Here is a 26,129-nt window from a genome sequence, read left to right on the forward strand (position 1 = left end):
GGTGACATCATCACCGGATCGTCCCGTCTTAGGCTGTCAGGCGTTAACAGCAGGTTTAGTAGCTAAGCTTTCGTACAGCCACGACGGCCTGAAGCGGTAGCGGCGAAGGAGAGGAGATCCGGGAGGCCGCAAAACACGTAAAAACCGGTTGCCGTTCCAAAGCCGGCCGGTTTCAAGAGGACCATGCCATGCCGCCCATGACGACTGGGACCACTCCCGAGGGGCCCCCGAAGGCAGACGTGATTACGTGGAGCAACCTTCCGGCCCAGACCGCCGAAGGGGTGGAGCGCCGCAGCCTTCCCGGCACCGGCGCATCGCTGAAGCACATCGTCATCAAGGCCGGCACGGCCGCCCCCCGCCACAACCACCCGCAAGAACAGTTCGTCATCGTCGTGGAGGGCCGCGCCCTGCTGACCTGCGAAGCGGGACCGGTGGATCTGCGGCCGGGCATGGTCATCCGTTTCGACCCCGGCGCCTGGCACAGCGCCGATTTCGTCGAGGATACCGTCCTGATCGAGGTGACTTTGAACCCGGCGGGGTGAGGTCAGACGCCGATATCGATGTCGATCTCGTCGTCGTCTTCCGGCGCCCGGCCCAGCAGCAGGTCGGCGGCGTCGAGCGTCAGCGCTTCGACCTCCTCGTTGCGCTCCTCGTCGGGCAGGCGCAGCGCGTGCATCAGCTGGGTCGCCAGATGGATCAGCATGGCGCGGACGCAATCGTCTTCGGGATACTCCAGCGCCACCACGTCCTTCAGGAAGGCGCCGAGCTGGTCCGGCGAATTCCAGGGATGGGCGATGACGCTATCGAAGCCGCTGGTGCCGAGGAAGACGGAGTTGAGCGCGATGGCCTGACGGTTGATGCCGTCGACCGCCTCGTCCTGGTCGAGATTGCCCTGGAGAACCTGATTGAACGCGTCCAGGCTGAGGTCGATGAACTGGCGGACCAGCAGCTGCACCACGGACTCGTCGGACAGGTCGTTGCGGGCCTGCGGCTGGGTCAGCACCGGCAGCGGTTGCAGCAGCGCCGCGATGATCGGCTTTGCGGATTGGGATTCCATCGCGGGCAACTCCTGTCGGGATCGACCCCGGCAATCGGCGGGGCAAAAGGTTCACGGCTCCCGATACTGCCAGAGCCTGACGCAAAACGCAAAAAAGGCCGCCCCCTCGCGGGAGCGGCCCTTTCGCCAAGCCTGACGGGAAGTCAGGCCCGAAAGATCAGCCCACCAGCTCGATGCCGGCGAAGAAGAAGGCGATCTCCTGGGCGGCGGTCTCCGGGGCGTCCGAACCGTGGACCGAGTTGGCCTCGATCGACTCGGCGAACTCCTTGCGGATGGTGCCCTCGGCGGCGTTGGCCGGGTTGGTGGCGCCCATGATCTCGCGGTTGCGGGCGATGGCGTTCTCGCCTTCCAGGACCTGCAGGACCACCGGGCCGGAGATCATGAAGGAGACCAGATCGCCGAAGAACGGACGCTCGCGGTGCACGCCGTAGAACTGCTCGGCCTGGGCCTTCGACAGCTGGACGCGCTTCTGGGCAACAATGCGCAGGCCGCCGTCTTCGAACTTGGCGTTGATCTTGCCGGTCAGATTGCGGCGGGTGGCATCGGGCTTGATGATCGAGAGGGTCCGTTCGACGGCCATGGTGGTGACTCCTGCGGGAATGGGGCTTTTCGCCGATTGAAAAACACGCAGGCGCCGCCGGATGACCGGGGCGCCGGATGGGCGGCTTTATAGAGGCGCTTTTACGGCGCGGCAAGGCGTTCGTTTGGGGCCGGGTTCCCCCATCCCCGCAAAAATACGGCCGCGATGGCATCCCAACGCGGCCGGAGTCGAGGAGGCTTTGGAAATGCAGGCGTCAGGTCAGGACTTGGCAGCCCCCAGCTTGGCCTGCGCGGCGGCCAGACCGTCCTTGCCGTCCAGCGTGGTGACGCCGGACAGCCAGGTCTTCAGAATGCCGGGATTCTTCTTCAAGTAATCGGTCGCCACCGCTTCCGGCTTGCGGCCGCCGTTCATGATGCCGTCCATCACCGCATTCTCCATGTCCACGGTGAAGACCAGATTGGACAGGAACTTGCCGATGTTCGGACAGTCGGCGGCATAGCCCTTGCGCACATTGGTGCTGACGGTGGCACCACCGTAATTCGGGCCGAACCAGTCGTCGCCGTCGGACAGATAGGTGATGTCCATCGTCTTGTTCATCGGATGCGGCGCCCAGCCCAGGAAGGCGATCCACTTCTTGGCCCGCACCGCGCGCTTGACCTCGGCCAGCATGCCGGCCTCGCTGGACTCCACCATCTTGAAGTCCTTCAGCCCGAAGGCGTCGGCTTTCAGCATCTTGTCGATGATCAGGTTGCCGTCGTTGCCGGCCTCGATGCCATAGATCTTGCCGTCCAGCTTGTCCTTGTACTTCGCCAGATCCTTGAAGCTCCTCAGCCCGGCCTCGGCGGCGTAGGTGGGAACCGCCAGCGTATATTTGGCGCCCTCCAGGTTGACGCGCGTCACCTCGACCGAGCCGTCCTCCAGCACCGGCTTGATGAAGGTCTCCATGGTGGGCATCCAGTTGCCGAGGAAGACGTCCAGCGATTTGGTCTTCAACCCGAGATAGACGACCGGCACCGACGAGACGCTGGTGGTCGGCTTGTAGCCCAGCGCGTCGAGCGTGACGGAGGCGAGCGCCGTCGTCGCCGCGATGTCGGTCCATCCCACGTCGCCGAAACGCACCGCCTTGCAGGATGCCGGATCGGCGGCCTGTGCCGTCCCCGCCGTCAGGGTGGCGGACCCGGCCGCCAGCATCAGGCCGACGGCAAATGTGGAGAATTTGGCGGCGGAGAATTTACCGGCAGAGAATTTACCGAATGTCTTGGCCATGTCCCTGTTCTCCTTGCTTGTGGTTATCGTTGCCGTCTTTGTCGTGGGGCGCGCGGGTCTCAGGCCCGCAGCCGCTGGTCCTTCCGAATCTCCTTCTGCGTCATGGCGGCCTCTGCGACGTAATAGGGCACGTCGGCGCGCGGCAGCGGCGGTCGGCCGCGCACCGCGTCGGCCAGCTTCTCCGCCATCATGATGGTGGGCGCGTTCAGGTTGCCGGTGACGATGCGCGGCATGATCGAGGCGTCGATGACACGCAACCCTTCCAGCCCATGCACCCGGCCCTGCCCGTCCACCACCGCGCCATCGTCGGTCCCCATCCGGCAGGTGCCGCAGGGGTGATAGGCGGTCTCGGCGTGATGACGGACGAAGGCGTCGAGGTCGGCGTCGGTGACGCAATCGGCGCCGGGGCTGATCTCCTCGCCGCGATAGGGCGCCAGGGCGCGCTGCCGCATGATGTCGCGGGTGATACGGATGCCGGCGCGGAACTCCTGCCAGTCCTGCGGGTCGGCCATGTAGTTGAACAGGATGCTGGGCGCCTGCCCCGGATCGCGCGAGCGGGCATGGACGCGCCCCTTGCTGGGCGAACGCATGGAGCCGACATGGGCCTGGAAGCCGTGCGCCTCCACCGCGTTGGTGCCGTTGTAGCTGATGGCGACGGGGAGGAAATGGTACTGGATGTTGGGCCAGGGCACATCGTCGCCGGTGCGGATGAAGCCGCCGGCCTCGAACTGGTTGCTGGCGCCGATGCCGGTGCCCAGGAACAGCCATTCGGCGCCGATGGCCGGCTGGTTCCACCATTTCAGCGCCGGGTAGAGCGACACCGGCTGGCGGCAGTGATACTGGATGTACATCTCCAGATGGTCCTGGAGATCGCCGCCGACGCCCGGCAGGTCGATCACCGTCTCCACCCCCAGCTCGCGCAGCAGCGGCGACGGCCCGACGCCCGACCGTTGCAGGATCGCCGGCGAGGCGATGGCCCCGGCGCATAGCAGCACTTCCCGCCGCACCCGCACCGTGACCGGCGTGCCGTTGCGCAGATAGGCGACTCCGACAGCACGCCGTCCGTCGAACAGGATGCGGTCGGTCAGCGCGTGGGTGACGATGGTCAGCCCCGGCCGTCCCCGCGCCCGGTCGAGATAGCCACGGGCCGTGCTGCACCGCCGCCCCTGCGCCGTCACCGTCCGGTCCATCGGGCCGAAGCCCTCCTGGCGGTAGCCGTTCAGGTCGTCGGTACGGCCATAGCCGGCCTGCGCCCCGGCCTCCACCATTGCCTCATACAGCGGGTTGACGCCGGGCTTGGCGGTGGTGACGAACAGCGGACCGTCGCCGCCATGGTAGGCGTTGGGGCCGACGTCGCGCGTCTCCGCCTTGCGGAAATAGGGCAGGCAGTCGAGATAGCTCCAGTCCTCCAGACCCGGCAGCCCGGCCCAGCCGTCATAGTCCAGCGCATTGCCGCGGATGTAGCACATGCCGTTGATCAGCGACGACCCGCCCAGCCCCTTGCCGCGCCCGCACTCCATCCGGCGGTTGTCCATGTGCGGTTCGGGTTCGGTCTCGTAGGCCCAATTGTAGCGGCGGCCCTGGAGCGGGAAGGCCAGCGCCGCCGGCATCTGGGTGCGGTAGTCCAGCCGGTGATCGGGCCCGCCCGCCTCCAGCAGCAGGACGCTGACGCCGGCATCCTCGGTCAGGCGGCAGGCCAGCACGTTGCCCGCCGACCCGGCGCCGACGATGATGTAGTCATACTCGCGCACCGCAGAGGCGATGGAGGGCATGGCATCGGGCATGGCGGTGCCGTTCTCCGGCGCAGCGGCCCCGGAGGTCGGTTGGTTCGACATCGAACACCCCTTCTATAAAAAGCGGGCTTCCGTGAAAGACGGTCTCAGAACACCGAGGCGTAGGGTCCCAACTCGACCTGGACCGACTTGAGGCGGGTGTAATGGTCGAGCGTTTCGACCCCGTTCTCGCGGCCGACGCCCGACTGCTTGTAGCCGCCGACCGGCATCTCCGGCGGCGATTCGCCCCAGGCGTTGATCCAGCAGATGCCGGCCTCCAGCCGGTGGATCACCCGGTGGGCGCGGGCCAGATCGTTGGTGACCAGCCCGGCGGCGAGGCCGTAGCTGGTGGCGTTGGCCCGCCGGATGACCTCCTCCTCCTCGTCGAAGGTCAGGATCGACAGGACCGGGCCGAAGATCTCCTCGCGCACGATGGTCATGCCGTCGTGGCAATCGGTGAAGACGGTTGGAGCCACATAGGCGCCGCGTGCAAAGACGGCGCCGTCCGGAACCCCGCCGCCGGCCAGCAGCCGCGCCCCCTCCGCCTTGCCGGCCTCGATATAGCGCAGCACCTTGTCGCGGTGGGGGAAGCTGGCGAGCGGGCCGAAATTGGTGGCGAGTTCCAGCGGATCGCCCATGCGGATGCGGCGCACGCGGGCCAGCAGCCGCTCCTCGAACGCCGCCGCGATGCTGCGGTGGACGAAGACGCGGGTGCCGTTGGTGCAGACCTGGCCGGAGCTGTAGAAGTTGGCCATCATGGCGATGTCGGCGGCGCGGTCGAGGTCGGCATCGGCGAACACGATCAGCGGCGATTTGCCGCCAAGCTCCATCGTCACCTCCTTCAGGGTCGAGCCGCCGGCCGCCGCCATCACCCGCTTGCCGGTCTCCACCCCGCCGGTGAAGGACAGCTTCTCGATGCCGGGATGGGCGGCCAGCAGGGCGCCGACCCGGCCGTCGCCCTGGACGACGTTGAACACGCCGTCGGGCAGCCCGGCCTCGCTGTAGATCGCCGCCAGATGCAGGGCGGTCAGCGGCGTGACCTCGCTCGGCTTGAAGATCATGGCGTTGCCGGCGGCCAGCGCCGGTGCCGATTTCCACAGCGCGATCTGGATCGGGTAGTTCCAGGCACCGATCCCGGCCACCACCCCCAGCGGCTCGCGCCGGGTGTAGACGAAGGAACTGGGACGCAGCGGGATCTGCCGCCCCTCCAGCGCCGGGGCGAGGCCGGCGTAATATTCCAGCACGTCGGCCCCGGTGACGATGTCGACCGCGCGGGTCTCGCTCAGAGGCTTGCCGGTGTCGAGCGTCTCGATCTCGGCCAGCGCGTCGTTGCGCTCGCGCAGCAGGGATACCGCCCGGCGCAGCACCCGCGCCCGCTCCATCGCCGTCATCGCCGCCCACACCGACTGCCCGGCGCGGGCGCTGTCGACAGCGCGGTCCACGTCCGCGGAAGTCGCCTGCGCGACCTCGGCCAGCACCTCCCCGGTCGCCGGGTTGACGGTGGCGAAGCGTTCAGCCGCCCCGTCCTCGACGGGACGACCATGGATGTGATGGGCCAGACGTCCGAACCGCGTCATGTCGCGTCTCCCTGATCCGAGATCCCGAAGGTGCAGTGGATCGCAGCAATTCGATTGCCCGATGCAGCGTGATTTTTATTGATTGAACGTTCAATTAAAAAAGAGCCGGTGGCGATTCCGTTCCTTGAATTGGTCGTGTTCAAACAAACCGGATGGCCGGCACCAGGCCGAAGCAGGTCGGAACGCGCCGCCCTGCGCGGGACAAAGCCGTGCCATTCGCGCGCCATTCGCCCTGCCCCGCTTCAAATCGGCGGCCCCTCGTGCTACATCCTCGCGCGCTATGCTGCACATCAATGACCTGACCTTCCGCTTCGGCGGCCGAGTGTTGTTCGACCATGCGACGGCGGTGGTGTCCAAGGGACACCGCGTGGCGCTGGTGGGACGCAACGGCACCGGGAAATCGACCCTGCTGAAGCTGATCTCGGGACAGCTGCAAACGGATGCCGGCGCCATCACCCTGCCGGCCGGCATGCGGATGGGCATGGTGGCGCAGGAGGCCCCCAGCGGGCCGACCACCCTGATCGACGCCGTGCTGGCGGCCGACACCGAACGCACCGCCCTGCTGGCGGAAGCCGAGACGGCGACCGACCCGATGCGCATCGGCGAAATCCACGCCCGACTCGCCGACATCGAGGCGCATTCCGCCCCGTCGCGCGCCGCGCAGGTGCTGTCCGGCCTGGGCTTCGACGCCGAGGCGCAGCAACGGCCCTGCTCCGACTTCTCCGGCGGCTGGCGCATGCGCGTGGCGCTGGCCGGCGTGCTGTTCTCCCGCCCCGACCTGCTGCTGCTGGACGAGCCGACCAACCACCTCGACCTCGAAGCGACCATCTGGCTCGAGGGCTATCTGAAGAACTACCCGCACACCATCCTGCTGGTCAGCCACGACCGCGAGCTGCTGAACGCGGTGCCGAACACGACGATCCACATCGACCAGGGCAAGCTCGTCACCTACAGCGGAAACTACGACCAGTTCCTGGCGCAGCGCCGCGCCAACCAGGAACGGCTGGCCTCGATGGCGGCCAAGCAGGATGCGCGGCGCAAGCACATGATGGCCTATGTCGACCGCTTCCGCTTCAAGGCCAGCAAGGCCCGTCAGGCGCAAAGCCGCCTGAAGCTGCTGGAGAAGATGCAGTCGATCACGCTGATGGAGGACGATCCCGAGGTCGTCTTCAACTTCCCCGCCCCGGACGAGCTGGCGCCGCCGCTGATCGCGCTGGAAGGGGTCAGCATCGGCTATGGCGAGAAGGTGATCCTGCGGCGGGTCAACCTGCGCATCGACATGGAGGATCGCATCGGCCTGCTGGGTGCCAACGGCAACGGCAAGTCGACGCTGGTCAAGCTGCTGGCCAACCGGCTCCAGCCGATGGCCGGCGAGATGCGGCGGCCGTCCAAGCTGCGCATCGGCTATTTCGCCCAGCATCAGGCCGAGGAGCTGGACCTGTCGCTGACGCCGATCCAGCAGACCCAGCGCATCATGCCGCTGGCGCTGGAGGAAAAGGTGCGTGCCCATCTCGGCCGCTTCGGCTTCCCCCAGGTGAAGGCGGAGACCAAGATCGCCAGCCTGTCCGGCGGCGAGAAGGCGCGGCTTCTGCTGGCGCTGATGAGCCGGGAAGTCCCGCACATCCTGATGCTGGACGAACCGACCAACCATCTGGACATCGACAGCCGCGAAGCCCTGATCGAGGCGATCAACGATTTCCCCGGTGCCGTCATCGTCATCAGCCACGATCCCCATCTGATCGAGATGACGGTGGACCGGCTGCTGCTGGTCGCCGACGGCACCGTGCAGGCCTATGACGGCGATCTGGACGACTACCGCCGCTATCTGCTCGACCGTGCCAAGGCGGAGCGGGCTGTTGCCAAGGCGGGCACGGATCGCGACACCGGGCCGAACAAGAAGGACCAGCGCCGCGCCGCCGCCGAGGCGCGGACTGCTCTCGCCCCGCTGAAGCGCAAGGCGACCGACGCCGAGGCGCTGGTGACCAAGCTTGCCGAGGAGAAGCGCAAGATCGAGGCGAAGATGTCCGACCCGGCGCTCTACACCGGCCCGTCCGACAAGCTGACCAAGCTGCAGATCGAGCTTGGCACGGTGGAGAAGAAGCTGGCGACCGCCGAGGAGACCTGGCTGGAGGCGCTCGAACTCTACGAGAGCGCCGCGGCGGAGGCCGGCGTTTGAACGCCCACAGGCACATCGACAACTCCGACGGCAACGCCCAGGCGGAAATGGAGCGGTCCGGGATGGAGCGTGACGGCACGATTGCCCTGCCCACCGTCTGCGATGGGGAGGAGGAGGAGCGCACGTCGGACGTGCTGGCCCGCTTCCGTGCCAATCTGCCGGCGGGACGGGTCACGCTGGGCGACCTGATCCGGGCGCTGGGCGACCGCTCGCTCGGCACCATCCTGCTGGCGCTGTCGCTGCCCACCATCGCCCCGGTGCCGCTCGGCGTCTCCTGCCTGTTCGACCTGCCCATCGTGCTCTACACCGCGCAGATGGCCTTCGGCCGGCGCGGGGCCGGGCTGCCGGACTGGCTGCTGCGCCGCTCCATCGGCACCAGGCTGGCGGCGCGGACGCTGGACGCCGCCATGCCGCGGCTGGTGTGGATCGAGCGGATGCTGAAACCGCGGCTGCACCGCCTCGCCCGCATCGACCAGGAGCGCTGGTTCGGGCTTCTGCTGTTCATCCTGACGCTGACCTGCATCGTGCCGCTGCCGCTGACCGGCTGGCTGCCGGGCTTCGCGCTGGTGCTGATCTCGCTGGGGCTGATCGAGCGCGACGGCGGCGCCATCGGCATCGGGCTCGGGCTGACCGCCGCGGCGCTGGTATTTTTGACCCTGGTGGCGAGCAGCCTGTCATACGCAGGTCACCAACTTCTGGCAGCAACTCTGCATTAGGACGGCTGCATCGGAACCATGGGTGCAGGCCGTCCCGATCCAGGGAGGCCCCATGACCGAAACGGCACCCGCCACGCTTTCCGAATCCTGGCTGTTCTTCCGCCGCTGGCTGGCCGATCCCTGGGCAATGGGGTCGGTCGCCCCCTCCTCCCAGGCCCTGCGCCGCCGAATCATCCGCGAGATCCGGCGCGAGCCGGACGAAGCGGTGGTTGAGTTCGGCGGCGGTACCGGCCCGATCACCGCAGCGATGCTGGAGGCCGGCATCCCGCCCGACAGGCTCTACAGCTTCGAGATCGACCCCGACCTCGCCCGCCATCTGCGCGTCCGCTGCCCCGCCGTCACCGTCATCGCCGACGATTGCCGCAAGGCGCCGGAACTGCTGGGCGAGGCGCTGTGCGGCAAGATCGGCACGGTGGTGATCGGCATTCCGATGATCACCTTCCCGCTGGAGTTCCAGCGCGAGGTGCTGGATGCCACCTTCCGCATCCTGCGGCCGGGCGGGCGCTTCCTGCTCTACAGCTTCATGCCGCACTCGCCGCTGAACCGCAAGGCGCTGGGGCTGACCGGGGAGCGGCTGGGCTTCACTTTGCAAAATCTGCCGCCGGCATCGGTATGGGGATACCGCCGCGCCGGAGAGTGATAGGGTCCTCCGCCCGGCAACCCACAACCAGCGAGAGCCTCCATGAAGTTCGGCTACACGATCCTCTATGTTCCCGACGTCGCGGCGTCGCTGGCCTTCTTCGAGAAGGCCTTCGGCCTGAGCCGGCGCTTCCTTGCCGAGACGGGGGATTACGGTGAGCTGGACACCGGCTCCACCACCCTGTCCTTCGCCAGCCAGGAACTGGCGCTGTCGCACCACCCGGCCGGCTATGTGTTCGCCAGCGCCAGCGAGAAGCCGCTGGGCGTCGAGATCGCGCTGGTCACCGGCGACGTGGAGGCGGCGCACGCCACGGCGCTGGCCGCCGGCGCCACCGAACTGGCGCCGCCGAAAGCCATGCCGTGGGGCCAGACGGTGTCCTTCCTCCGCTGCCCCGACGGCACGTTGGTGGAGCTGTGCACGCCGGTCGGCGGCTGACGGCAGCGGGGCCGGCGCGGTTGCCCCGCCCCGGCCGCCGCGCTTATGGTCCGCCCTCCCGTCCACCATCATGAGCCTGCCGGCGATGTCCTTCATCCTGTCGAAGCTGCTGTGGGGCGTCTTCGCGCCCGGCAATGCCCTGGTGCTGGCGGTGGCGCTGGGCGCGCTGATGCTGCGGACGCGGCGCTGGCAGCGCGCCGGACGACGGCTGGTCACGCTGGCGGCGGTGCTGCTTCTGCTGGTGATGTACACCGGTCTCGGTGCGCTGGTCGCCCTGCCGCTGGAGAACCGCTTCCCGCGGGCGGAGCCGGAGGGGCGGGTCGACGGCATCGTCATGCTGGGCGGCGCCCTCAATCCGCCGATCACCGCCGACCGCAGCGACCCGTCGCTGAACGACGCGGCCGAGCGGATCCTGGGCTTCGCCGACCTCGTTCGCCGCCATCCGGAGGCCAAGGCAGTCTTCACCGGCGGATCGGGCCGGCTGCTGGCGCCGGACCTGAAGGAGGACGTCACCGCCCGCGCCGCCCTGCTCCAGGCCGGCATCCCCGCCGACCGCGTGCTCTACGAGGATCAGTCCCGCAATACCTGGGAGAATGCGGTCTTCAGCAAGGAGATGGTCAAGCCGGCGCCGGGCGAACGCTGGATCCTCGTCACGTCGGCCATGCACATGCCGCGGTCGGTCGGCATCTTCCGCGCCGTCGGGTGGGAGGTGATCCCCTACCCCGTCGATTACCGCACCAAGCATGACGCCACACCCTGGCTGCGCTTCGAGTTCGGACAGAATCTGGTGATCCTCGACGACGCGGTGCGGGAATGGATCGGGCTGACCGCCTATTGGCTGATGGGCCGCACCGACAGCCTGTTCCCCGGCCCCTGACGGTTCGGCACCCGCCCGGCGCAAGTCGGGCCGGAGTCCGGGCTGTGTCATCGTACCGCCGCCGCGTTCGAGCCATTGGCGCGGCGGTGCCACTCCGCTAGAGTGCCGCCGCCCTGGCGGTCGGGCCGGGTTGGGGAAAGAAGGAAATTGGCGGATGCGTCGCTGGCGCGGGGTGAGCAGGGTCGTCGTGCTGGTCGGCGTGACAGCGCTCGCCGCCTGCGCGCAGAAGCCCGCCGGCACCGGCCCGGGCCTTCCGACCAGCGGCATCTACAAGGTGGGAAAGCCTTATCAGATCAACGGCGTCTGGTATTATCCCAAGGAAGATTTCAGCTACGACGAGACCGGCATCGCCTCGTGGTACGGCCCCGGCTTCCATGAGAAGAACACCGCCAACGGCGAGATCTACGACCAGAACGAATTGACCGCCGCTCACAAGACGCTGCCGATGCCGAGCCTGGTGCGCGTCACCAACCTCGACAACGGCCGGTCCATCGTGGTGCGGGTCAACGACCGCGGCCCTTACGCCAACGGCCGCATCATCGACATGTCGCGGCGCGGCGCCCAGTTGCTGGGCTTCGACGGTCCCGGCACCGCCAAGGTGCGCGTGCAGATCCTGGCGGAGGAAAGCCGGGCAATCGCCGCCGCCGCGCGCCAGGGCACGCCCGCCCCGCTGCTGGCCGAGGTCGACGGCCCGCCGCCGAAGGCCGCTCCGCGCGGCCGGATCGAGGTGAGCGGACAGTCCACGGCGCTGGCCGCCTCCCTCTCCCCCTCCGCCGGCACTCCCCGTGCGCCGGTGGTCGGCGCTCCCGTTCCGCCGCCGGCCACCGTCGCCGGCAGCATGGCCGAGGGCCGCTTCGTGCCGGCCCCGGTGGTGGCTCAATTGCCGGTGAAGGCGCATGAGGCGATCTATGTGCAGGTCGGCGCCTTCGGCAGCGAGGAGAATGTGGCGAAGGCCCGCGCCCGCCTGTCCTCCATCGGCCAGCGCGCCAGCGTCAGCCAGACGCGGACAGCCGGCCTGACCCTGCACCGTGTCCGCGTCGGACCGCTGGACAGCGTCGACAGGGCGGATACCCTGTTGAACCAGATCATCCAGGCCGGCCTTACGGAGGCCAAAATCGTGGTGGATTGATCCGGCCACCCGACTTCACCCCCGGCGTTCCCTATGAGCGCCAGCGACCCTATGCCTGTACCGAGTGCCCTTGGAGGATTGTTGCCATGAACGCTGTTGTCGTCCCCCTGTGTGCCGTTTTCGGCCGTTCCGTTGCTGCCTCGATCGGAATGGCGGCCGGAATAGCGATGGCCGGGGCCACGATTGGCGCCGGCTTCACCGCGGTCCCGGTCCAGGCCGCGACCCTCGACACCATCGCCAAGCAGGCGATCCTGGTCGATCTGACCTCTGATACCGTGCTGTTCGAGAAGAACGCCGACGAACGCATGGCGCCCTCGTCGATGAGCAAGATCATGACCGCCTACATGGTGTTCGAGGCGATCAAGGGCGGCCGCCTGACGCTGGAGAGCACCCTGCCGGTCAGCGAGCGGGCCTGGCGGATGCAGGGCTCCAAGATGTTCGTGGAGCTTCACAACAACATCAAGGTCGACGACCTTCTGAAGGGCATGATCGTCCAGTCCGGCAACGACGCCTGCATCGTGCTGGCCGAGGGGCTGGCCGGGTCGGAGCAGTCCTTCGCCGAACAGGCGACCAAGCGCGCGAAGGAGCTGGGGCTGAAGAGCAGCAACTTCGCCAATGCCACCGGCTGGCCCGACCCCAACCACTACATGACCGCCCGCGATCTTGCGATCCTGGCCGAACGGCTGATCAAGGACTTCCCCGAATTCTACAAGTACGATTCGATCCGGGAGTTCAGGTATCACGGCATCACCCAGGGCAACCGCAACCCGCTGCTCTACCGCAACATGAACGTCGACGGGCTGAAGACCGGCCACACCGATGCAGGCGGCTACGGCCTGACGGCGTCGGGCGAACGCGAGGGGCGCCGGCTGCTGCTGGTGGTCAACGGCCTGCCCAGCATGCAGGCGCGCGCCGACGAATCGGCCCGGCTGATCGAGTGGGGCTTCCGCGAATTCGCCTCCTACACCCTCTACAAGGGCGGCGAGACCATCGAGCAGGTGCCGGTCTGGCTGGGCGAGCAGGACATGGTGCCGGTCGCCGTGCCGCAGAACCTGAGCGTCACCATGGCCCGCGCCGACCGCCCCGGCATGAAGGTGTCGCTGGTCAGCAACGCCCCGGTCGCCGCGCCGATCAAGAAGGGCGACACGGTGGGCAAGCTGGTGATCTCCGCCCCCGGCTTCCCGGGCAAGGAGGTGCCGGTGGTGGCCGCCCAGGATGTGCCGAAGGCCGGCATCTTCGGCCGCGCCTTCGCCGCCGCCAAGTATCTCGTGTTCGGCAACAGCCTGTGACCGTGACGACGATGCCGACCGCTCCGGCCCCCTCCGCCAAGCGCGGCCGCTTCATCACGCTGGAAGGCGGCGAAGGGGCCGGCAAGTCGACGCAGCTACGCCGGCTGGCCGAGACCTTGCGGGACTCCCTCCGCGTCCGCGGCGTCGAGCTGGTGCCGACGCGCGAGCCGGGCGGATCGCCGGGTGCGGAGGAGATCCGCGGGCTGCTGGTGACCGGCGAGACCGGCCGCTGGAGTGCCACCACCGAGGCGCTGTTGCACACCGCCGCCCGCCGCGACCATCTGGAGCGCACGGTGTGGCCGGCGCTGGAGGCCGGGCATTGGGTGCTGTGCGACCGCTTCTTCGACAGCACCATGGCCTATCAGGGCTATGGGCTGGGGCTGGGGCGCGATCTGATCGAGACCTTGCAGACGGCGGCGCTCGGCGGCTTCCGTCCCGACCTGACGCTGATCCTCGACATCAAGGTGGAGACCGGCCTCCGCCGTGCCGTGGCGCGCCATGGCGGCGAGGACCGCTATGAGCGGATGGACGTCGGCTTCCACCAGCGGCTGCGTGACGGCTTCCTCGACATCGCGCGGCGGGAACCGGAGCGCTGTGCGGTGATCGATGCCGATGCCGACCTCGATACCGTGCAGGCACGCATCCGGGACACCGTCGCCACCCGCCTGGGACTGGCCCAAGGGCTGGCGTCGTGAGCAAGGCGCGCACCCCGGCTCCGGCAGGCCCTGCCGCGGAAGAGGCGCTCGCCCCGCGGCGCAACCCGGATCTCGTCGGGCATGAGGAGGCGGAGCGGCTGCTGCTTGAGGCGTGGAACTCCGGCCGGCTGCCGCACGCCTGGCTGATCGGCGGCACGCCGGGCATCGGCAAGGCGACGCTGGCCTTCCGCTTCGCCCGCTTCGTCCTGGCCCAGGATCCGCCCGGCGACAGCCTCTTCGGCGGAAGCGCCCCGGTCACCTCGCTTCACATCGGTCTCGACCATCCGGTGTTCCGCCGGGTGGCGTCGGGCGGCCATGCCGACATGCTGACCATCGAACGCCAGCGCGACGAGAAAAAGGGCCGGCTGAAGCGTGACATCGCCGTCGACGACGTGCGTAAGATCGGCCCCTTCCTGCGCCGCACCTCGGCGGAAGGCGGCTGGCGCGTCGCGGTGATCGACGGCGCCGACCGCATGAATCTCAGCGGCCTGAACGCGATCCTGAAGATCCTGGAGGAGCCGCCGCCCGGCGCCCTGCTGCTGCTGGTCAGCGACAATCCCGGCGGCATGCTGCCGACCATCCGCTCGCGCTGCCGCAAGCTGACGCTGAAGCCGCTGGCCGAAGACACGGTGATCGACCTGCTGGGCCAGCACCGGCCCGACATCGCCGCCGACGACCGCCCGGCGCTGGCCCGCCTGTCGGAGGGCAGCGTCGGCCGCGCCATCGACCTTGCCGATGCCGGTGGCCTTGCGCTCTACCGCGAGATGATCGGGCTGCTGTCGGACCTGCCGCGCATCGACATCGTCGCGGCGCACGCCTTCGGCGACAAGCTGACCCGCAAACAGGATGACGGGATGTTCGAGACGGCGACCGAGCTGCTGGTCTGGTGGCTGGCCCGCTTCGCCCGCTCGCTCGCCCGCGGCTCCTGGCCGGCGGAAGTGGTGCCGGGCGAAGCCGCCCTGATGACCCGATTGGCGAACGCCCGCGGTCTTGAACGTTGGGTGGAGGTGTGGGAAAAGGTTCAGCGTCTTTTCGCGCGCGCGGAATCCGCAAACCTGGACCGCAAGCAGGTGGTCCTGAACGCCCTGTCGGCGCTGGAAGCGGCAGCCGCCTAGCGTTATTTCAGAACCTGCCGGTTGACCCTGACTTGAAAGAAAGTGCCGCAAATGGCCGGGCCGAAGACCTTCTACCTGACGACGCCGATCTATTACGTGAACGACGTGCCGCACATCGGCCACGCCTACACGACGCTTGCCTGCGACGTCCTTGCCCGGTTCATGCGCCTCGACGGCTATGACGTGAAGTTTCTGACCGGCACCGACGAGCACGGCCAGAAGGTGGAGAAGTCGGCGGAGAAGGCCGGCATAGCGCCGCAGGAGTTCACCGACCGGGTGTCGCAGAACTTCCGCGATCTCGTCTCGCTGATGAACTATTCCAACGACGACTTCATCCGCACCACCGAGCCGCGCCACGTCAAGTCGGTGCAGGCACTGTGGACGGTTCTGAAGGATCGCGGCGAGATCTATCTCGGCTCCTACGCCGGCTGGTATTCGGTCCGCGACGAGGCCTTCTACGGCGAAGACGAGCTGACCACCAATGCCGAGGGCAAGAAGATCGCCCCGACCGGCGCCGAGTGCGAATGGGTCGAGGAGCCGTCCTACTTCTTCAAGCTCTCGGCTTGGCAGGACCGGCTGCTCGAGTTCTACGAGCAGAACCCGGATTTCATCGCGCCGGCCGGCAAGCGCAACGAGGTGATGTCCTTCGTCAAGTCCGGCCTGAAGGACCTGTCGGTCAGCCGCACCACCTTCAAGTGGGGCATCCCGGTGCCGGGCGACGACGCCCACATCATGTATGTCTGGCTCGACGCGCTGGCGAACTACATCACCGCCGTCGGCTATCCCGACACCACCGGCGACTATGCCAAATACTGGCCGGCCGACCTGCACATGGTCGGCAAGGACATCCTGCGCTTCCACGCCGTCTACTGGCCGGCCTTCCTGATGGCCGCCGGCCTGCAGCCGCCCCGCCGCGTGTTCGCCCATGGCTGGTGGACCATCGAAGGCCAGAAGATGTCGAAGTCCTTGGGCAACGTCATCGCCCCGGACTCGCTGGTCAACACCTATGGCCTCGACCAGACCCGCTATTTCCTGCTGCGCGAAGTGCCGTTCGGCAATGACGGCGACTTCTCGCACAAGCAGATGGTCAACCGGATCAACGGCAACCTCGCCAACGATTACGGCAATCTGGTGCAGCGCGTCCTGTCGATGATCGGCAAGAACTGCGCCGCCGCCGTGCCGACGCCGGGTGCGTTCACCGAGGCCGACAACGTCCTGCTCGGTGCCGCTTATGGCATGCTCGACATCGTCCGGGCGGAAATCAGGGCGCAGGCCTTCCACAAGGCGCTCGACGCCATCTGGGCCGTGGTCGGCGACGCCAACCGCTATGTCGACGAACAGGCCCCGTGGGCGTTGAAGAAGACCGACCCGGCGCGCATGGCGACCGTGCTCTATGTGCTGGCCGAGACGATCCGCCATCTGGCGATCCTGACCCAGCCGGTGATGCCCGACGCCTCCGCCAAGATCCTCGACCTGCTGGCGCTGGGTCCGGATGCGCGCGGCTTCGGCACGCTGGGTCCGTCGGGGGCGCTGGCAGCCGGCACGCCGTTGCCGACGCCGCAGGGCGTCTTCCCGCGTTACGTCGAAGAACCGAAGGCCTGAGTTCCCCTGATGCTTGTCGACAGCCATTGCCATCTCGACTTTCCCGATTTCGCCGAAGAGCTGGACGCGGTCGTCGACCGCGCCCGGCAGGCCGGCATCGGGCGGATGGTCACCATCTGCACCTACATCAGCCGCTTCGACCGCATCCTGGCGGTGGCGGAACGCTATGACGACATCCTCTGCACGGTGGGGGTCCATCCCCACCAGGCGGCGGAAGAGTTCGCCATCACCACCGTCGACAAGTTGGTCGAGCTGTCGCGCCATCCCAAGGTGATCGGGCTGGGCGAAACCGGGCTCGACTATTTCTACGACAAGAGCCCGCGCGACCAGCAGCAGGAGTGTTTCCGCCGGCACATCCGCGCCAGCCTGGAGACCGGCCTGCCGCTGATCATCCACACCCGCGACGCCGACGACGACACCATGCGCATCGTCAAGGAGGAAGCGGCCGGCCAGCCGGTGAAGGGGCTGCTGCACTGCTTCAGCTCCGGCCGGGCGCTGGCGGAGGAGGCGGTGGAGTACGGCTTCACCCTGTCGCTGTCGGGGATCGTCACCTTCAAGAAGTCGGAAGAACTGCGCGCCATCGTGAAGGACGTGCCGCTCGACCGCATCCTGGTGGAGACGGACGCGCCCTATCTGGCGCCGATCCCCTTCCGCGGCAAGCGCAACGAGCCGGCCTATGTCGCCCACACCGCGGCCTGCGTGGCGGAGGTGAAGGGCGTGTCGGCGGAGGAACTGGCCCGCGTCACCACCGACAACTTCTTCCGCCTGTTCGCCAAGGCCGCCCAGCACACGGCCGCTGCATGAGCGAAGCCGGCGCATCACCCGGTGCTGCGCGCGTAACCGTCCTTGGCTGCGGCGGATCGCGCGGCGTGCCGGTGATCGCCGGTGTGCCCGGCGGCCAGTGGGGCCGTTGCGACCCCGCCAATCCGAAGAACCGGCGCATGCGCCCGTCGGTTCTGGTCGAGCGGGACGGCGTTTCGGTGTTGGTCGATACCTCCCCCGACCTGCGGCAGCAGTTGCTCGACAGCGGCTGTGCGCGGCTGGACGCCGTGCTGTGGACGCACCAGCATGCCGACCATTGCCACGGCATCGACGAGCTGCGCGAGATCTGCCGCAACATGCATGCGCCGATCGACGCCTATGGCTGGGACGAGCATCTGCGCGACATCGAGGTCCGCTTCCCCTACTGCTTCGATCCTCTGCCGGAGGGCTATCCCTTCTACCGGCCGGTGTTGAACAGTCACCGGATCGACGGGCCGTTCAGCGTCAGAGGGATGGAGATCACGCCGTTCGAGCAGGACCACGGCTATATGCGGACGGTCGGCTACCGGTTCGGCAGCTTCGCCTATTCGACCGACGTGGTGCGGCTGGACGACCGGGCCTTTGACGCGCTGGCCGGCGTGGACACCTGGATGGTCGATTGCGGGCGGATCGAGCCGCCGCATCCGGTGCACGCGCATCTGGCGCTGACGCTGGAGTGGATCGAGCGAGTGCAGCCGCGGCGGGCCTATCTGACCCACATGGACAACACGATGGACTATGACAGCCTGCGGCGGATTCTGCCGGAGGGGGTCGAGCCGGCATATGATGGGCTGGTGATCGAGGTCTAGGTCTCGCACGGGAGGGGGCGGAAATTCACCCCCTCCCAGCGATGCTTACTTCTTCTTCTCAAGCGGCGGGGCCGCATAGACGAAGCGGTCGAAGCTGTATTCGGCGACGCGGAACCACAGATACTCTTCCTCGCGGAACTTCTTCCACGCGTCGTAGATCTTGCGGAACTTCTCGTTCTTCGCCGCTTCGTCCTCGTACACCTCGATGGCGGCCTGATAGCAGGCCTGCATCACCTCGTTCGGGAAGGGACGCAGCTGGGTGCCGCTGGCGACCAGGCGCTTCAGCGCGGTCATGTTCTGGACGTCGTACTTGCCCAGCATGTCCAGCGTCGCGTCGGCGCAGGCCGCCTGCAGAGCCGCCTTGTAGGTGGGCGGCAGCGATTCGAACTTCTCCTTGCCGAACAGCATGGAGACCTGCGGGCCGCCTTCCCACCAGCCGGGATAGTAGTAGTATTTGGCGACCTTCTGGAAGCCGAGCTTCTCGTCGTCATAGGGGCCGACGAACTCGGCGCCGTCGATAGTGCCCTTTTCCAGCGCCGGATAGATGTCGCCGCCGCCGATCTGCTGCGGCACGACGCCGAGCTTGGCCATGATGGTGCCGGCATAGCCGCCGATGCGGAACTTCAGGCCCTTCAGATCCTCGACCGTCTTGATTTCCTTGCGGAACCAGCCGCCCATCTGGGTCCCGGTGTTGCCGGCGCCGATGGAGACGAGATTGTGGCCGGCGAAGAACTCCGCCATCAGCTCCTTGCCGCCGCCATGGGTCATCCAGGCGTTCTGCTGGCGGGCGTTCAGGCCGAACGGCATCGCCGCATCGAAGGCGAAGGTCGGATCCTTGCCGACATAATAGTAGGAAACGGTGTGGCCGCACTCGATGGTGTTGTCCTTCACCGCGTCCAGAACCTGGAGCGCCGGAACGATTTCGCCAGCCGCGAAGACGCGGATCTGGAACTTGCCGTCCGTCAGCTCGGCCACGCGCTTCGCCACGAACTCAGCACCGCCATAGATGGTGTCGAGGCTCTTGGGGAAGCTGGAGGCGCAGCGCCACTTGATCTCGGGCGCGGACTGGGCGATGGCGGGGGCGGCAAGCGTGCTGGCGGCGACGCCCACACCGGCGGAGGTCAGAAATGCACGACGTTTCATCCGGAAGCTCCCTTGTCCATTCTCGTTATGTGTTCTTGTCGCCGGACCGGCGGACACCCCGCGCTGGGGGCGGCCGGGCCGCACCCGTCAAGGCCCGGTCCCTCACGGGACAGGACGAAACCGGGTGAGCGGGGAAAGCGGGAATGAGTGGGATGCACGCTCGACCAGCCCGGACAGCGCACCGCGGGGAACCGCGGAACCGGCGGACCCCGGCGCAAAGCGCCCCCGTCCAGTCCCGCGGCTTCCCGTCGTTGGTGTGCGTTTCCTCCCGTCCATCCGGGTTTGCCGCCGGCCTTCCGGCCGATCCGCCCCAGCTTTCTTTTGCTGTCCGGATTATGCAGGAAGCAAACGGTCCGGATCAAGTGCGAACGGGAATTGAGGTCTGTATTTCAGAGGTTTAAGGCTGCGGCGCGAAGCCGCGGGTTCCATTCAACCATCGGCCCCGACAATGGCGCTATCCCATTCCCGACCCGCTCGGCACTTAATGTCTCGACTCCGGCGGCCGCACCCCCATCTTTTGCAAGGCGCGCCCCGGGAACCGGGCCCGGCTGAATTGTTGATGAGGGCGGAGCAGACACTTGCGGGTAGAACGGCCATGAAAGGCGCGGCCATGAGGGAAGGAACTGCGGCGCAGAGCGGGAACGAGACGGCGGCACGCGACCTCCGGCTGGACTTCTTCCGCGGTCTGGCCCTGTGGTTCATCTTCGTGAACCACATTCCGGCCAACCAGATCTCGTGGGCGACGCCGCGGAATTTCGGGCTGAGCGACGCCACGGAGATCTTCGTCTTCATCTCCGGCTACACCGCCGCCCTGGTCTATGGCCGCACGCTGGACCGGCAGGGAATGCCGATGGCGGCGGCACAGGTGCTGCACCGCTGCTGGACGCTGTACGCCACCTACATCATCCTGTTCTTCGCCTACACCGCGCAGATCGCCTACACCGCCCGCGCCTTCGACAGCCCGCTTTTCGCGGAGGAGATGGGCATCGCTGGCTATTTCCAGGACCCGGTCACCGCCCTGACCCAGGCCATCCTGCTGAAATTCCGGCCGGCGAACTTGGATGTGCTGCCGCTCTACATCGTGCTTCTGCTGGCGATGGCGCTTCTCCTGCCGGCGCTGCGCCGCCGGCCGCTGGGGGTGCTGGCGGGATCGGCGGCGCTCTATCTGGCAGCGCGGCAATGGGGGTGGAACCTGCCGACCTACCCGGACGGCGGCGTTTGGTACTTCAACCCCTTCACCTGGCAGTTCCTGTTCGTGCTGGGCGCGTCGCTGCAGTTCCAACCGGATCTTCGGACGGTGCTGACCCGCTTCCGCCGTCCGGTGGCGGTCGCCGCCGGTGCGGTCCTGCTGGCCGGCCTGTTCCTGACGCTGTCCTGGAAATTCGCCCCGCTGCATGCGCTGATCCCGGTGTGGCTGACCGAGATCCTCTATCCCATCAGCAAGACCGACCTCGATCCGCTGCGCCTGCTGCATTTCTTCGCGCTGGCCTATCTGGTGCTGTGGCTCGTGCCGGCTGGGGCGTCCTGGCTGCGGGGATCGCTGGCCGCCCCGGTGCTCGCCTGCGGGAAGCAGTCGCTGCATGTGTTCTGCCTGGGCGTGCTGTTGTCCTTCGCCGGCCAGACGGTGCTGGTCCATGTCAGCGGCTCGCTTTCCGCCCAGTTCCTTGTTACGGTGCTGGGCATCGCCATGATGGTGCTGATGGCGCGCTTCCTGAACTGGTACCAGTCGGCGGAGCGGGCGCGGCGCCACCGGGTTGCCGCCACGACGAAGATGGGCACATGAGGGGTGCATGGCGAGAAGGCAGGGGCAAGGGCGGGGACGGCGATTGCTGACCGTCACGGCGATCCTGCTGGCGGCAGCGCTGTTCGTTTCGCCCGATCGCACTCTGGCTGGCCAATCCGCCGCACCGTCCGTCGATCCCGCCTGTGCCGTGCCGGAGTCAATCCTCGCTCCCGGCGGCGTGCTGCCGCGGGTCTCGGCGCAGCTTGCCGCCGGCCGGCCTTTGTCGGTCCTGGTCGTCCATTCCGCGAAATCCCCGCCCAAGCCCGGCATCCCCGGCTATCCCGCCCGGCTTGAAGGCGAATTGAAGCGCCGCCTGCCCGGCCGCGAGGTCAGCACCGCCGTGCTGAGCCTGCCCGGCGAGGCGGCCCCGGCGATGGTCGCCCCACTGACCCAGGCGGTGGAGAACCAGAGGCCGGCGCTGGTCGTCTGGCAGACCGGCACGGTCGACGCCATGCGCAGCCTGGATCTGGAGAGTTTCGGCACTGCGCTCCAGTCAGGCATCGCCGAGGTCCAGCGCCGCGGTGCCGACATCGTCATCATGGACATGCAATACAGCATGCACACCGCGCAGCTGATCGATTTCACACCCTACGTATCCTACATGTCCTGGCTGTCCCAGAGTTCCGACGTTTTCCACTTTCCCCGCTACGACATCATGCGGCATTGGGTGGAGGACGGCCGGGTCGATTTCGCCGACGAATCGGACGAGGCGAAACGGCGTTCTTATGAATTCGTTCACCAATGCATCGGACAATTGCTGGCACAAAGCGTCGCGACGATGATCGACCCTCTGTCGATCGGCCGGCGCACCGGAGCGAGCAATTGAGGTCTGTCCTGCCGTCCGCCGTCCGCATGCTGTCGCTGATCGCCACTCTGACCGCCACCAGCTTGGCCGCCGCCAACCTGGCCGTCCCCGGTCCGGCCCAGGCGGCTGAGTCCGCGGCCCCCGCCAACTGCCAGCTTCCGCGGAGCGAGTCCGCCCTGACGATCCCGCTGACGCAGCTGTCGCAGCGCATCGCGACGGGAGCGCCGATCCGCATCGTCGCCATCGGCTCCTCCTCCACCGCCGGGGCAGGGGCGAGTGCGCCGGACATGGCCTATCCGGCCCGGCTCGACCATTACCTGAGCGAGCGGTTCCGCAACGCCGACATCGTGGTGCTGAACCGCGGCATCAACGGTGAGACCGACGACCAGACCGAAAAGCGGATCGAGGCCGACGCGCTGGGCGCCAAGCCCGATCTGGTGATCTGGCAGGTGGGGGCGAACACGGTGCTGCGCGACGGCGACCAGTCCTTGAGCGAGCAGTCGGTCCGCCAGGGGGTGGCGCAACTGCGCGCCGCCGGGGTCGAGGTGGTGCTGATGGACCTGCAATATTCCCCGAAGATGCTGGAAAAGACCGGCGTCGCCCCGATGCTGACCCGCATCGCCGGGATCGCCAGCGACAACCGCGTCGGGCTCTTCCACCGCTTCGATGTGATGAAGTCTCTGGTGGAGACTCGCGGGATGACCATGGCCGATCTGATCGGGCCGGACGGCGTCCATGGGAACGACGCCGGATACGACTGCGTCGCCCGCATGCTGGCGGTCGGGATCGAGGACGCGGTGAGCGTCCACAACAGCGGGCTTCAGCGGTAACCGAAGCGGGGCGGACCTCCGCCCTGCAGCGCTCCCCCTTCAGCGCTGCATCATCGCGCTTTCCTTGCCGCAGAGGAAAAACACCTTCGAGTAGACCTTCAGCAGCGCATCGGTCAGCGCCTGCACCTCGGGGCTGCCCATGGCGCGCGGCTTTGCAGGGTCGACATGCAGGACGCAGCTATCCTTCACGTCGTTGAAGGCGGCCAGCGCATGGATGCGGTCGGGGCGGAACTCGTCGGGGAAATTCTCGTCCATCAGCCAGAAGCACTGGAAGTTCCGGCAGGATTGCGGCCGCTCCTCGTAGATCGAACAGCCCTTGCCCTGGTCGCAGGACGCGCACCACTTGGCGGAGGGCTTCTTCAGCTCGGGCACGCCCATCAGCTTGCAGCACAGGGTGCATTCACCGCAGGTGCGGTCGGACATCAGGCAAACTCCAAATAACGACGGCTCGCAGCGGCTCTACGCCGGTGCTGGCAGGGCGACGTGCTCATCCTCGGCGGCCAGAAGCCGCTCCACCGAGTCCGGCAGGGCGGGACGGGCGAAGTGGTAGCCTTGGGCGTATTGGCACAGACCGCGCAAATACACCGCTTCGTCCGCCGTTTCCACCCCTTCCGCCACGCAATCCAGCCGCAAAATGGTGGCAAGGCCGGCAATGACCTGGACGATGGCGGCGTTGCCCTCCCCCGTCGACACCGCGCGGACGAAGCTGCGGTCGATCTTCAGCACATCCACCGGCAGCTTGTGCAGATAGGCCAGCGACGAATAGCCGGTGCCGAAATCGTCAATCGACAGCCGAACGTCCATGTCGCGCAGGCTCTGCATCAGCATCCGGCATTCGTCCGGATCCTGGACCAGCAGGCTCTCGGTCAGCTCCAGCTTCAGGCTGGAGGGCGGGATCGCCACCGCGTCCAGCAGATCGCGAACGGCGCCGACGATGTCGTCGTCACGGAACTGGCGGGTTGAGACGTTGACGCTCATGAACAGCGGCACGGGCCTGGGAAAGCGCGCCTGCCACGCCGCCAGCTGCCGCACCGCCTCTCCCAGCGCCCAGCGGCCCATCGGCGCGATCAGCCCGGTCTCCTCGGCCAGCGGGATGAACTCCAGCGGAGACACCAGGCCGCGGTCTGGATGGTTCCAGCGCATCAGCGCCTCGAAACCGGCGATGGCACCACTCTCCAGCAGGACGATGGGCTGGTAATGCAGGCAGAGCTGCCCCTGTTCCAGCGCGGCGCGCAGGTCGGCCTCCATGCGCATCGCGGCCATCGCCTGCCGGCGCAGGTTGGCGTCGAACACGTCGATGCGCGCCCGCCCGCCGCTCTTGGCGCGGTACATGGCGAGGCTGGCGTCGCGCAGCATGTCCTCCGCCCGCTCGTAGCCGGTCTGGCTCAGGGCCACGCCGATGGAGGCGGTCAGCACCACGTCATGCCCCTCGGCCAGCGTCACCGGGCGGGAGATGGCGCGGGCCATCCGCTCCGCCGCCTCCAGCGCGTCACCGGCATCGTCCATCTCGTCCACCAGCACGGCGAACTCGTCGGCGGACAGGCGGGCCAGCGTATCGCCGACGCGGCGGCTGACGTCCAGCCGCTCGGCGACGATGCGCAGCATGCGGTCGCCGGCGCTGGTGCCGAGCGCGTCGTTGATCGCCTTGAAACGGTCGAGGTCGATGATGATCGTGGCGAAGGGACGGGAGCCGGCACGGCGGTTGCGGTCGAGCGCCTGCCCGATGCGGTCCAGCAGAAGCGTGCGGTTCGGCAGGCCGGTCATGCTGTCGTGGACGGCGTTGAACAGGATTTGCTGTTCGGCCTTCTTGCGCGCCGTGATGTCGGTCATCGAGCCGGCCATGCGGACGGCAAAGCCTTTGTCATTGCGGACGGCCAGCCCGCGCACCAGCATCCACATCTCCTGGCCACCCTTGCCGCGGATGCGGAACTCCTGCTGCAGGTGCGGGCGCTCGCCGACCAGGTGCAGGCCGATCGCGGTGCGCAGCCCGTCGAGGTCGCCCGGCATGACCCGGCTGAACCATTCGTCGACGGAGCCGGCGATCTCCGCCTCCTCGAAGCCGAGCATCGCCTTCCAGCGCGGCGAGTAGTAGACCTCGCCGCTGTCGATGTGCCAGTCCCACAGCCCGTCGGCGGCCCCTGCCGCGGCGAGGGCGTAGCGCTCCTCGCTCTGGCGCAGGCGCTGCTCGGCGGTCTTGCGGTCGGTCACGTCGGCCTGGCTGCCGACGAGGCGGATCGGCTTGCCCGCGGCGTCCAGAACGGCGATGCCGCGGCAGGCCATCCAGCGGATCGCCCCGGCGGCGTTGCGCATGCGGTATTCGACTTGGAAGGCCGCTTCCGCCTCGCTTTCCGATTCTGGCCCTGCCCGGCCGAGGGAGGCCATCGCATCGGTCAGGATGGCGCGGTCGGCCGCCAGGATGCGGCCCAGCCACTCCTGCGGCTCGTCGGTCAGATCCGCCGGCGAGAGCCCGAGAAGCGAGGCCCATCGCGGCGAGTAATAGACGCGGTCGGTGACCAGATCCCAGTCATAGAGCCCGTCATTGCTGGCCGCGGCGGCGAGCGCGTAGCGTTCCTCGCTGCGGCGCAGCTCCTGTTCGGCATGCTTGCGGTCGGTGATGTCGGCGACCGACCCGACCAGCCGGATCGGCTCGCCCGAATTGTCCATCACCGCCATGCCGCGGCAGACCAGCCAGCGCCAATGCGGCTTTGCCGCAGCGGACGCATCGGCGCGGCGGACGCGGTGTTCGATCTGGAAGGGGACGGACAGCCCGACCATCTGCGCCTCGAACGAGGCATGCAGCCAGTCGACGTCCTCCGGATGGACCAGCGAAAGCCAGTCGTTCGGCCGGTTGGACTCGCGGCTGGGATCGCCCTGCGGCAGCCCGAGGAAATCCTTGAAGCGGGGGAGAGGTACAGCGTGTCGCTGCGCAGGTCCCAATCCCAGACGCCTTCGGTTCCGGCCTTTTCCGCCAGCAGATATCGGTCGATGTTGGTGTTCAAGACCCCTCGTCGGACCCGTCGGCGGTCAGCGATTGGTGGGGCCTCCCACCGTTGAGGGTCCGATGGTATGGG

General features: G+C 67.7%; 24 protein-coding genes. 16 read left to right on the forward strand and 8 right to left on the reverse strand.

Annotated features, from left to right (window positions below; all coding sequences use genetic code 11):
* The first annotated feature begins 239 nt into the window (after positions 1 to 239).
* A complete protein-coding gene (locus tag ACWPN8_RS10265) occupies positions 240 to 542 on the forward strand; it encodes a cupin domain-containing protein (protein WP_199237541.1) in 303 nt (100 codons plus the stop codon).
* 2 nt (positions 543 to 544) lie between these two features.
* Here ACWPN8_RS10265 and ACWPN8_RS10270 read toward each other — a convergent pair whose 3' ends face one another.
* The 5 genes from ACWPN8_RS10270 to betB all read right to left on the reverse strand — a co-directional run bounded on the left by ACWPN8_RS10270 (position 545) and on the right by betB (position 6,213).
* Entirely contained in the window at positions 545 to 1,057 is a 513-nt protein-coding gene (locus ACWPN8_RS10270; protein ID WP_109096844.1) for a hypothetical protein, read from the reverse strand.
* Positions 1,058 to 1,214: 157 nt separating this feature from the next.
* Positions 1,215 to 1,637, reverse strand: a complete 423-nt coding sequence (gene ndk / locus ACWPN8_RS10275; protein ID WP_012974418.1) for a nucleoside-diphosphate kinase — start codon at positions 1,635 to 1,637, stop codon at positions 1,215 to 1,217.
* A gap of 219 nt (positions 1,638 to 1,856) precedes the next feature.
* Positions 1,857 to 2,864, reverse strand: coding sequence for a choline ABC transporter substrate-binding protein (locus ACWPN8_RS10280; protein WP_492240713.1), 1,008 nt, complete (start codon positions 2,862 to 2,864; stop codon positions 1,857 to 1,859).
* A 59-nt stretch (positions 2,865 to 2,923) separates the two neighbouring features.
* Positions 2,924 to 4,636, reverse strand: coding sequence for a choline dehydrogenase (gene betA / locus ACWPN8_RS10285; protein ID WP_492241386.1), 1,713 nt, complete (start codon positions 4,634 to 4,636; stop codon positions 2,924 to 2,926).
* A 107-nt stretch (positions 4,637 to 4,743) separates the two neighbouring features.
* Entirely contained in the window at positions 4,744 to 6,213 is a 1,470-nt protein-coding gene (gene betB / locus ACWPN8_RS10290) for a betaine-aldehyde dehydrogenase (protein WP_109096846.1), read from the reverse strand.
* A gap of 280 nt (positions 6,214 to 6,493) precedes the next feature.
* Here betB and abc-f point away from each other — a divergent pair, with 280 nt between their 5' ends.
* The 12 genes from abc-f (at position 6,494) to ACWPN8_RS10350 (ending at position 18,497) form a co-directional block, all read left to right on the forward strand.
* Entirely contained in the window at positions 6,494 to 8,389 is a 1,896-nt protein-coding gene (gene abc-f / locus ACWPN8_RS10295; RefSeq protein WP_109096847.1) for a ribosomal protection-like ABC-F family protein, read from the forward strand.
* On the forward strand, positions 8,386 to 9,105 hold the full coding sequence (locus ACWPN8_RS10300; RefSeq protein ID WP_247872889.1) for an exopolysaccharide biosynthesis protein: 720 nt from the start codon (positions 8,386 to 8,388) through the stop codon (positions 9,103 to 9,105). The genes abc-f and ACWPN8_RS10300 overlap by 4 nt, the downstream gene beginning before the upstream one ends.
* A gap of 52 nt (positions 9,106 to 9,157) precedes the next feature.
* Positions 9,158 to 9,745 (forward strand): class I SAM-dependent methyltransferase, encoded by a 588-nt coding sequence (locus ACWPN8_RS10305; protein ID WP_492240715.1) that lies wholly within the window; start codon positions 9,158 to 9,160, stop codon positions 9,743 to 9,745.
* A gap of 42 nt (positions 9,746 to 9,787) precedes the next feature.
* Positions 9,788 to 10,180, forward strand: coding sequence for a VOC family protein (locus ACWPN8_RS10310; RefSeq protein ID WP_109096849.1), 393 nt, complete (start codon positions 9,788 to 9,790; stop codon positions 10,178 to 10,180).
* A 70-nt stretch (positions 10,181 to 10,250) separates the two neighbouring features.
* Entirely contained in the window at positions 10,251 to 11,057 is an 807-nt protein-coding gene (locus ACWPN8_RS10315) for a YdcF family protein (protein ID WP_492240717.1), read from the forward strand.
* A gap of 154 nt (positions 11,058 to 11,211) precedes the next feature.
* A complete protein-coding gene (locus tag ACWPN8_RS10320; protein WP_109096851.1) occupies positions 11,212 to 12,186 on the forward strand; it encodes a septal ring lytic transglycosylase RlpA family protein in 975 nt (324 codons plus the stop codon).
* An 86-nt stretch (positions 12,187 to 12,272) separates the two neighbouring features.
* Complete coding sequence (locus ACWPN8_RS10325; protein ID WP_492240719.1) at positions 12,273 to 13,475, forward strand: D-alanyl-D-alanine carboxypeptidase family protein; 1,203 nt, start codon at positions 12,273 to 12,275, stop codon at positions 13,473 to 13,475.
* A gap of 11 nt (positions 13,476 to 13,486) precedes the next feature.
* The gene (gene tmk, locus ACWPN8_RS10330) at positions 13,487 to 14,170 is read left to right on the forward strand and encodes a dTMP kinase (RefSeq protein WP_109452556.1); all 684 of its coding nucleotides are present in this window, start codon (positions 13,487 to 13,489) and stop codon (positions 14,168 to 14,170) included.
* The gene (locus ACWPN8_RS10335; RefSeq protein WP_492240720.1) at positions 14,167 to 15,285 is read left to right on the forward strand and encodes a DNA polymerase III subunit delta'; all 1,119 of its coding nucleotides are present in this window, start codon (positions 14,167 to 14,169) and stop codon (positions 15,283 to 15,285) included. The genes tmk and ACWPN8_RS10335 overlap by 4 nt, the downstream gene beginning before the upstream one ends.
* 51 nt (positions 15,286 to 15,336) lie before the next feature.
* The gene (gene metG / locus ACWPN8_RS10340; protein ID WP_492240721.1) at positions 15,337 to 16,887 is read left to right on the forward strand and encodes a methionine--tRNA ligase; all 1,551 of its coding nucleotides are present in this window, start codon (positions 15,337 to 15,339) and stop codon (positions 16,885 to 16,887) included.
* Positions 16,888 to 16,896: 9 nt separating this feature from the next.
* Complete coding sequence (locus tag ACWPN8_RS10345) at positions 16,897 to 17,691, forward strand: TatD family hydrolase (RefSeq protein WP_492240722.1); 795 nt, start codon at positions 16,897 to 16,899, stop codon at positions 17,689 to 17,691.
* Complete coding sequence (locus tag ACWPN8_RS10350) at positions 17,688 to 18,497, forward strand: MBL fold metallo-hydrolase (RefSeq protein ID WP_492240723.1); 810 nt, start codon at positions 17,688 to 17,690, stop codon at positions 18,495 to 18,497. The genes ACWPN8_RS10345 and ACWPN8_RS10350 overlap by 4 nt, the downstream gene beginning before the upstream one ends.
* Before the next feature lie 45 nt (positions 18,498 to 18,542).
* Here ACWPN8_RS10350 and ACWPN8_RS10355 read toward each other — a convergent pair whose 3' ends face one another.
* Positions 18,543 to 19,640: a TRAP transporter substrate-binding protein gene (locus ACWPN8_RS10355; RefSeq protein WP_109047810.1), complete on the reverse strand. Its 1,098-nt coding sequence runs from the start codon at positions 19,638 to 19,640 to the stop codon at positions 18,543 to 18,545.
* Positions 19,641 to 20,250: 610 nt separating this feature from the next.
* Here ACWPN8_RS10355 and ACWPN8_RS10360 point away from each other — a divergent pair.
* Genes ACWPN8_RS10360 through ACWPN8_RS10370 form a run of 3 tightly spaced genes read left to right on the forward strand, consistent with a single transcriptional unit; the run spans position 20,251 to position 23,058 of the window.
* Entirely contained in the window at positions 20,251 to 21,423 is a 1,173-nt protein-coding gene (locus ACWPN8_RS10360) for an OpgC family protein (protein WP_492240724.1), read from the forward strand.
* A gap of 7 nt (positions 21,424 to 21,430) precedes the next feature.
* Positions 21,431 to 22,249 carry an SGNH/GDSL hydrolase family protein gene (locus ACWPN8_RS10365; RefSeq protein WP_146208019.1) on the forward strand — a complete coding sequence of 273 codons (819 nt, stop codon included), beginning with the start codon at positions 21,431 to 21,433 and terminating at the stop codon, positions 22,247 to 22,249.
* Positions 22,246 to 23,058: an SGNH/GDSL hydrolase family protein gene (locus ACWPN8_RS10370; protein WP_492240725.1), complete on the forward strand. Its 813-nt coding sequence runs from the start codon at positions 22,246 to 22,248 to the stop codon at positions 23,056 to 23,058. Before ACWPN8_RS10365 ends, ACWPN8_RS10370 begins: the two co-directional genes overlap by 4 nt.
* 39 nt (positions 23,059 to 23,097) lie before the next feature.
* On the opposite strand, the gene ACWPN8_RS10375 is transcribed toward ACWPN8_RS10370, so the two are convergent.
* Complete coding sequence (locus tag ACWPN8_RS10375) at positions 23,098 to 23,481, reverse strand: hypothetical protein (RefSeq protein WP_109096859.1); 384 nt, start codon at positions 23,479 to 23,481, stop codon at positions 23,098 to 23,100.
* A 36-nt stretch (positions 23,482 to 23,517) separates the two neighbouring features.
* A complete protein-coding gene (locus tag ACWPN8_RS10380) occupies positions 23,518 to 25,995 on the reverse strand; it encodes a sensor domain-containing protein (protein ID WP_492240726.1) in 2,478 nt (825 codons plus the stop codon).
* Positions 25,996 to 26,129 lie beyond the last annotated feature (134 nt).

Source organism: Azospirillum sp. UENF 112521 (assembly GCF_058780665.1).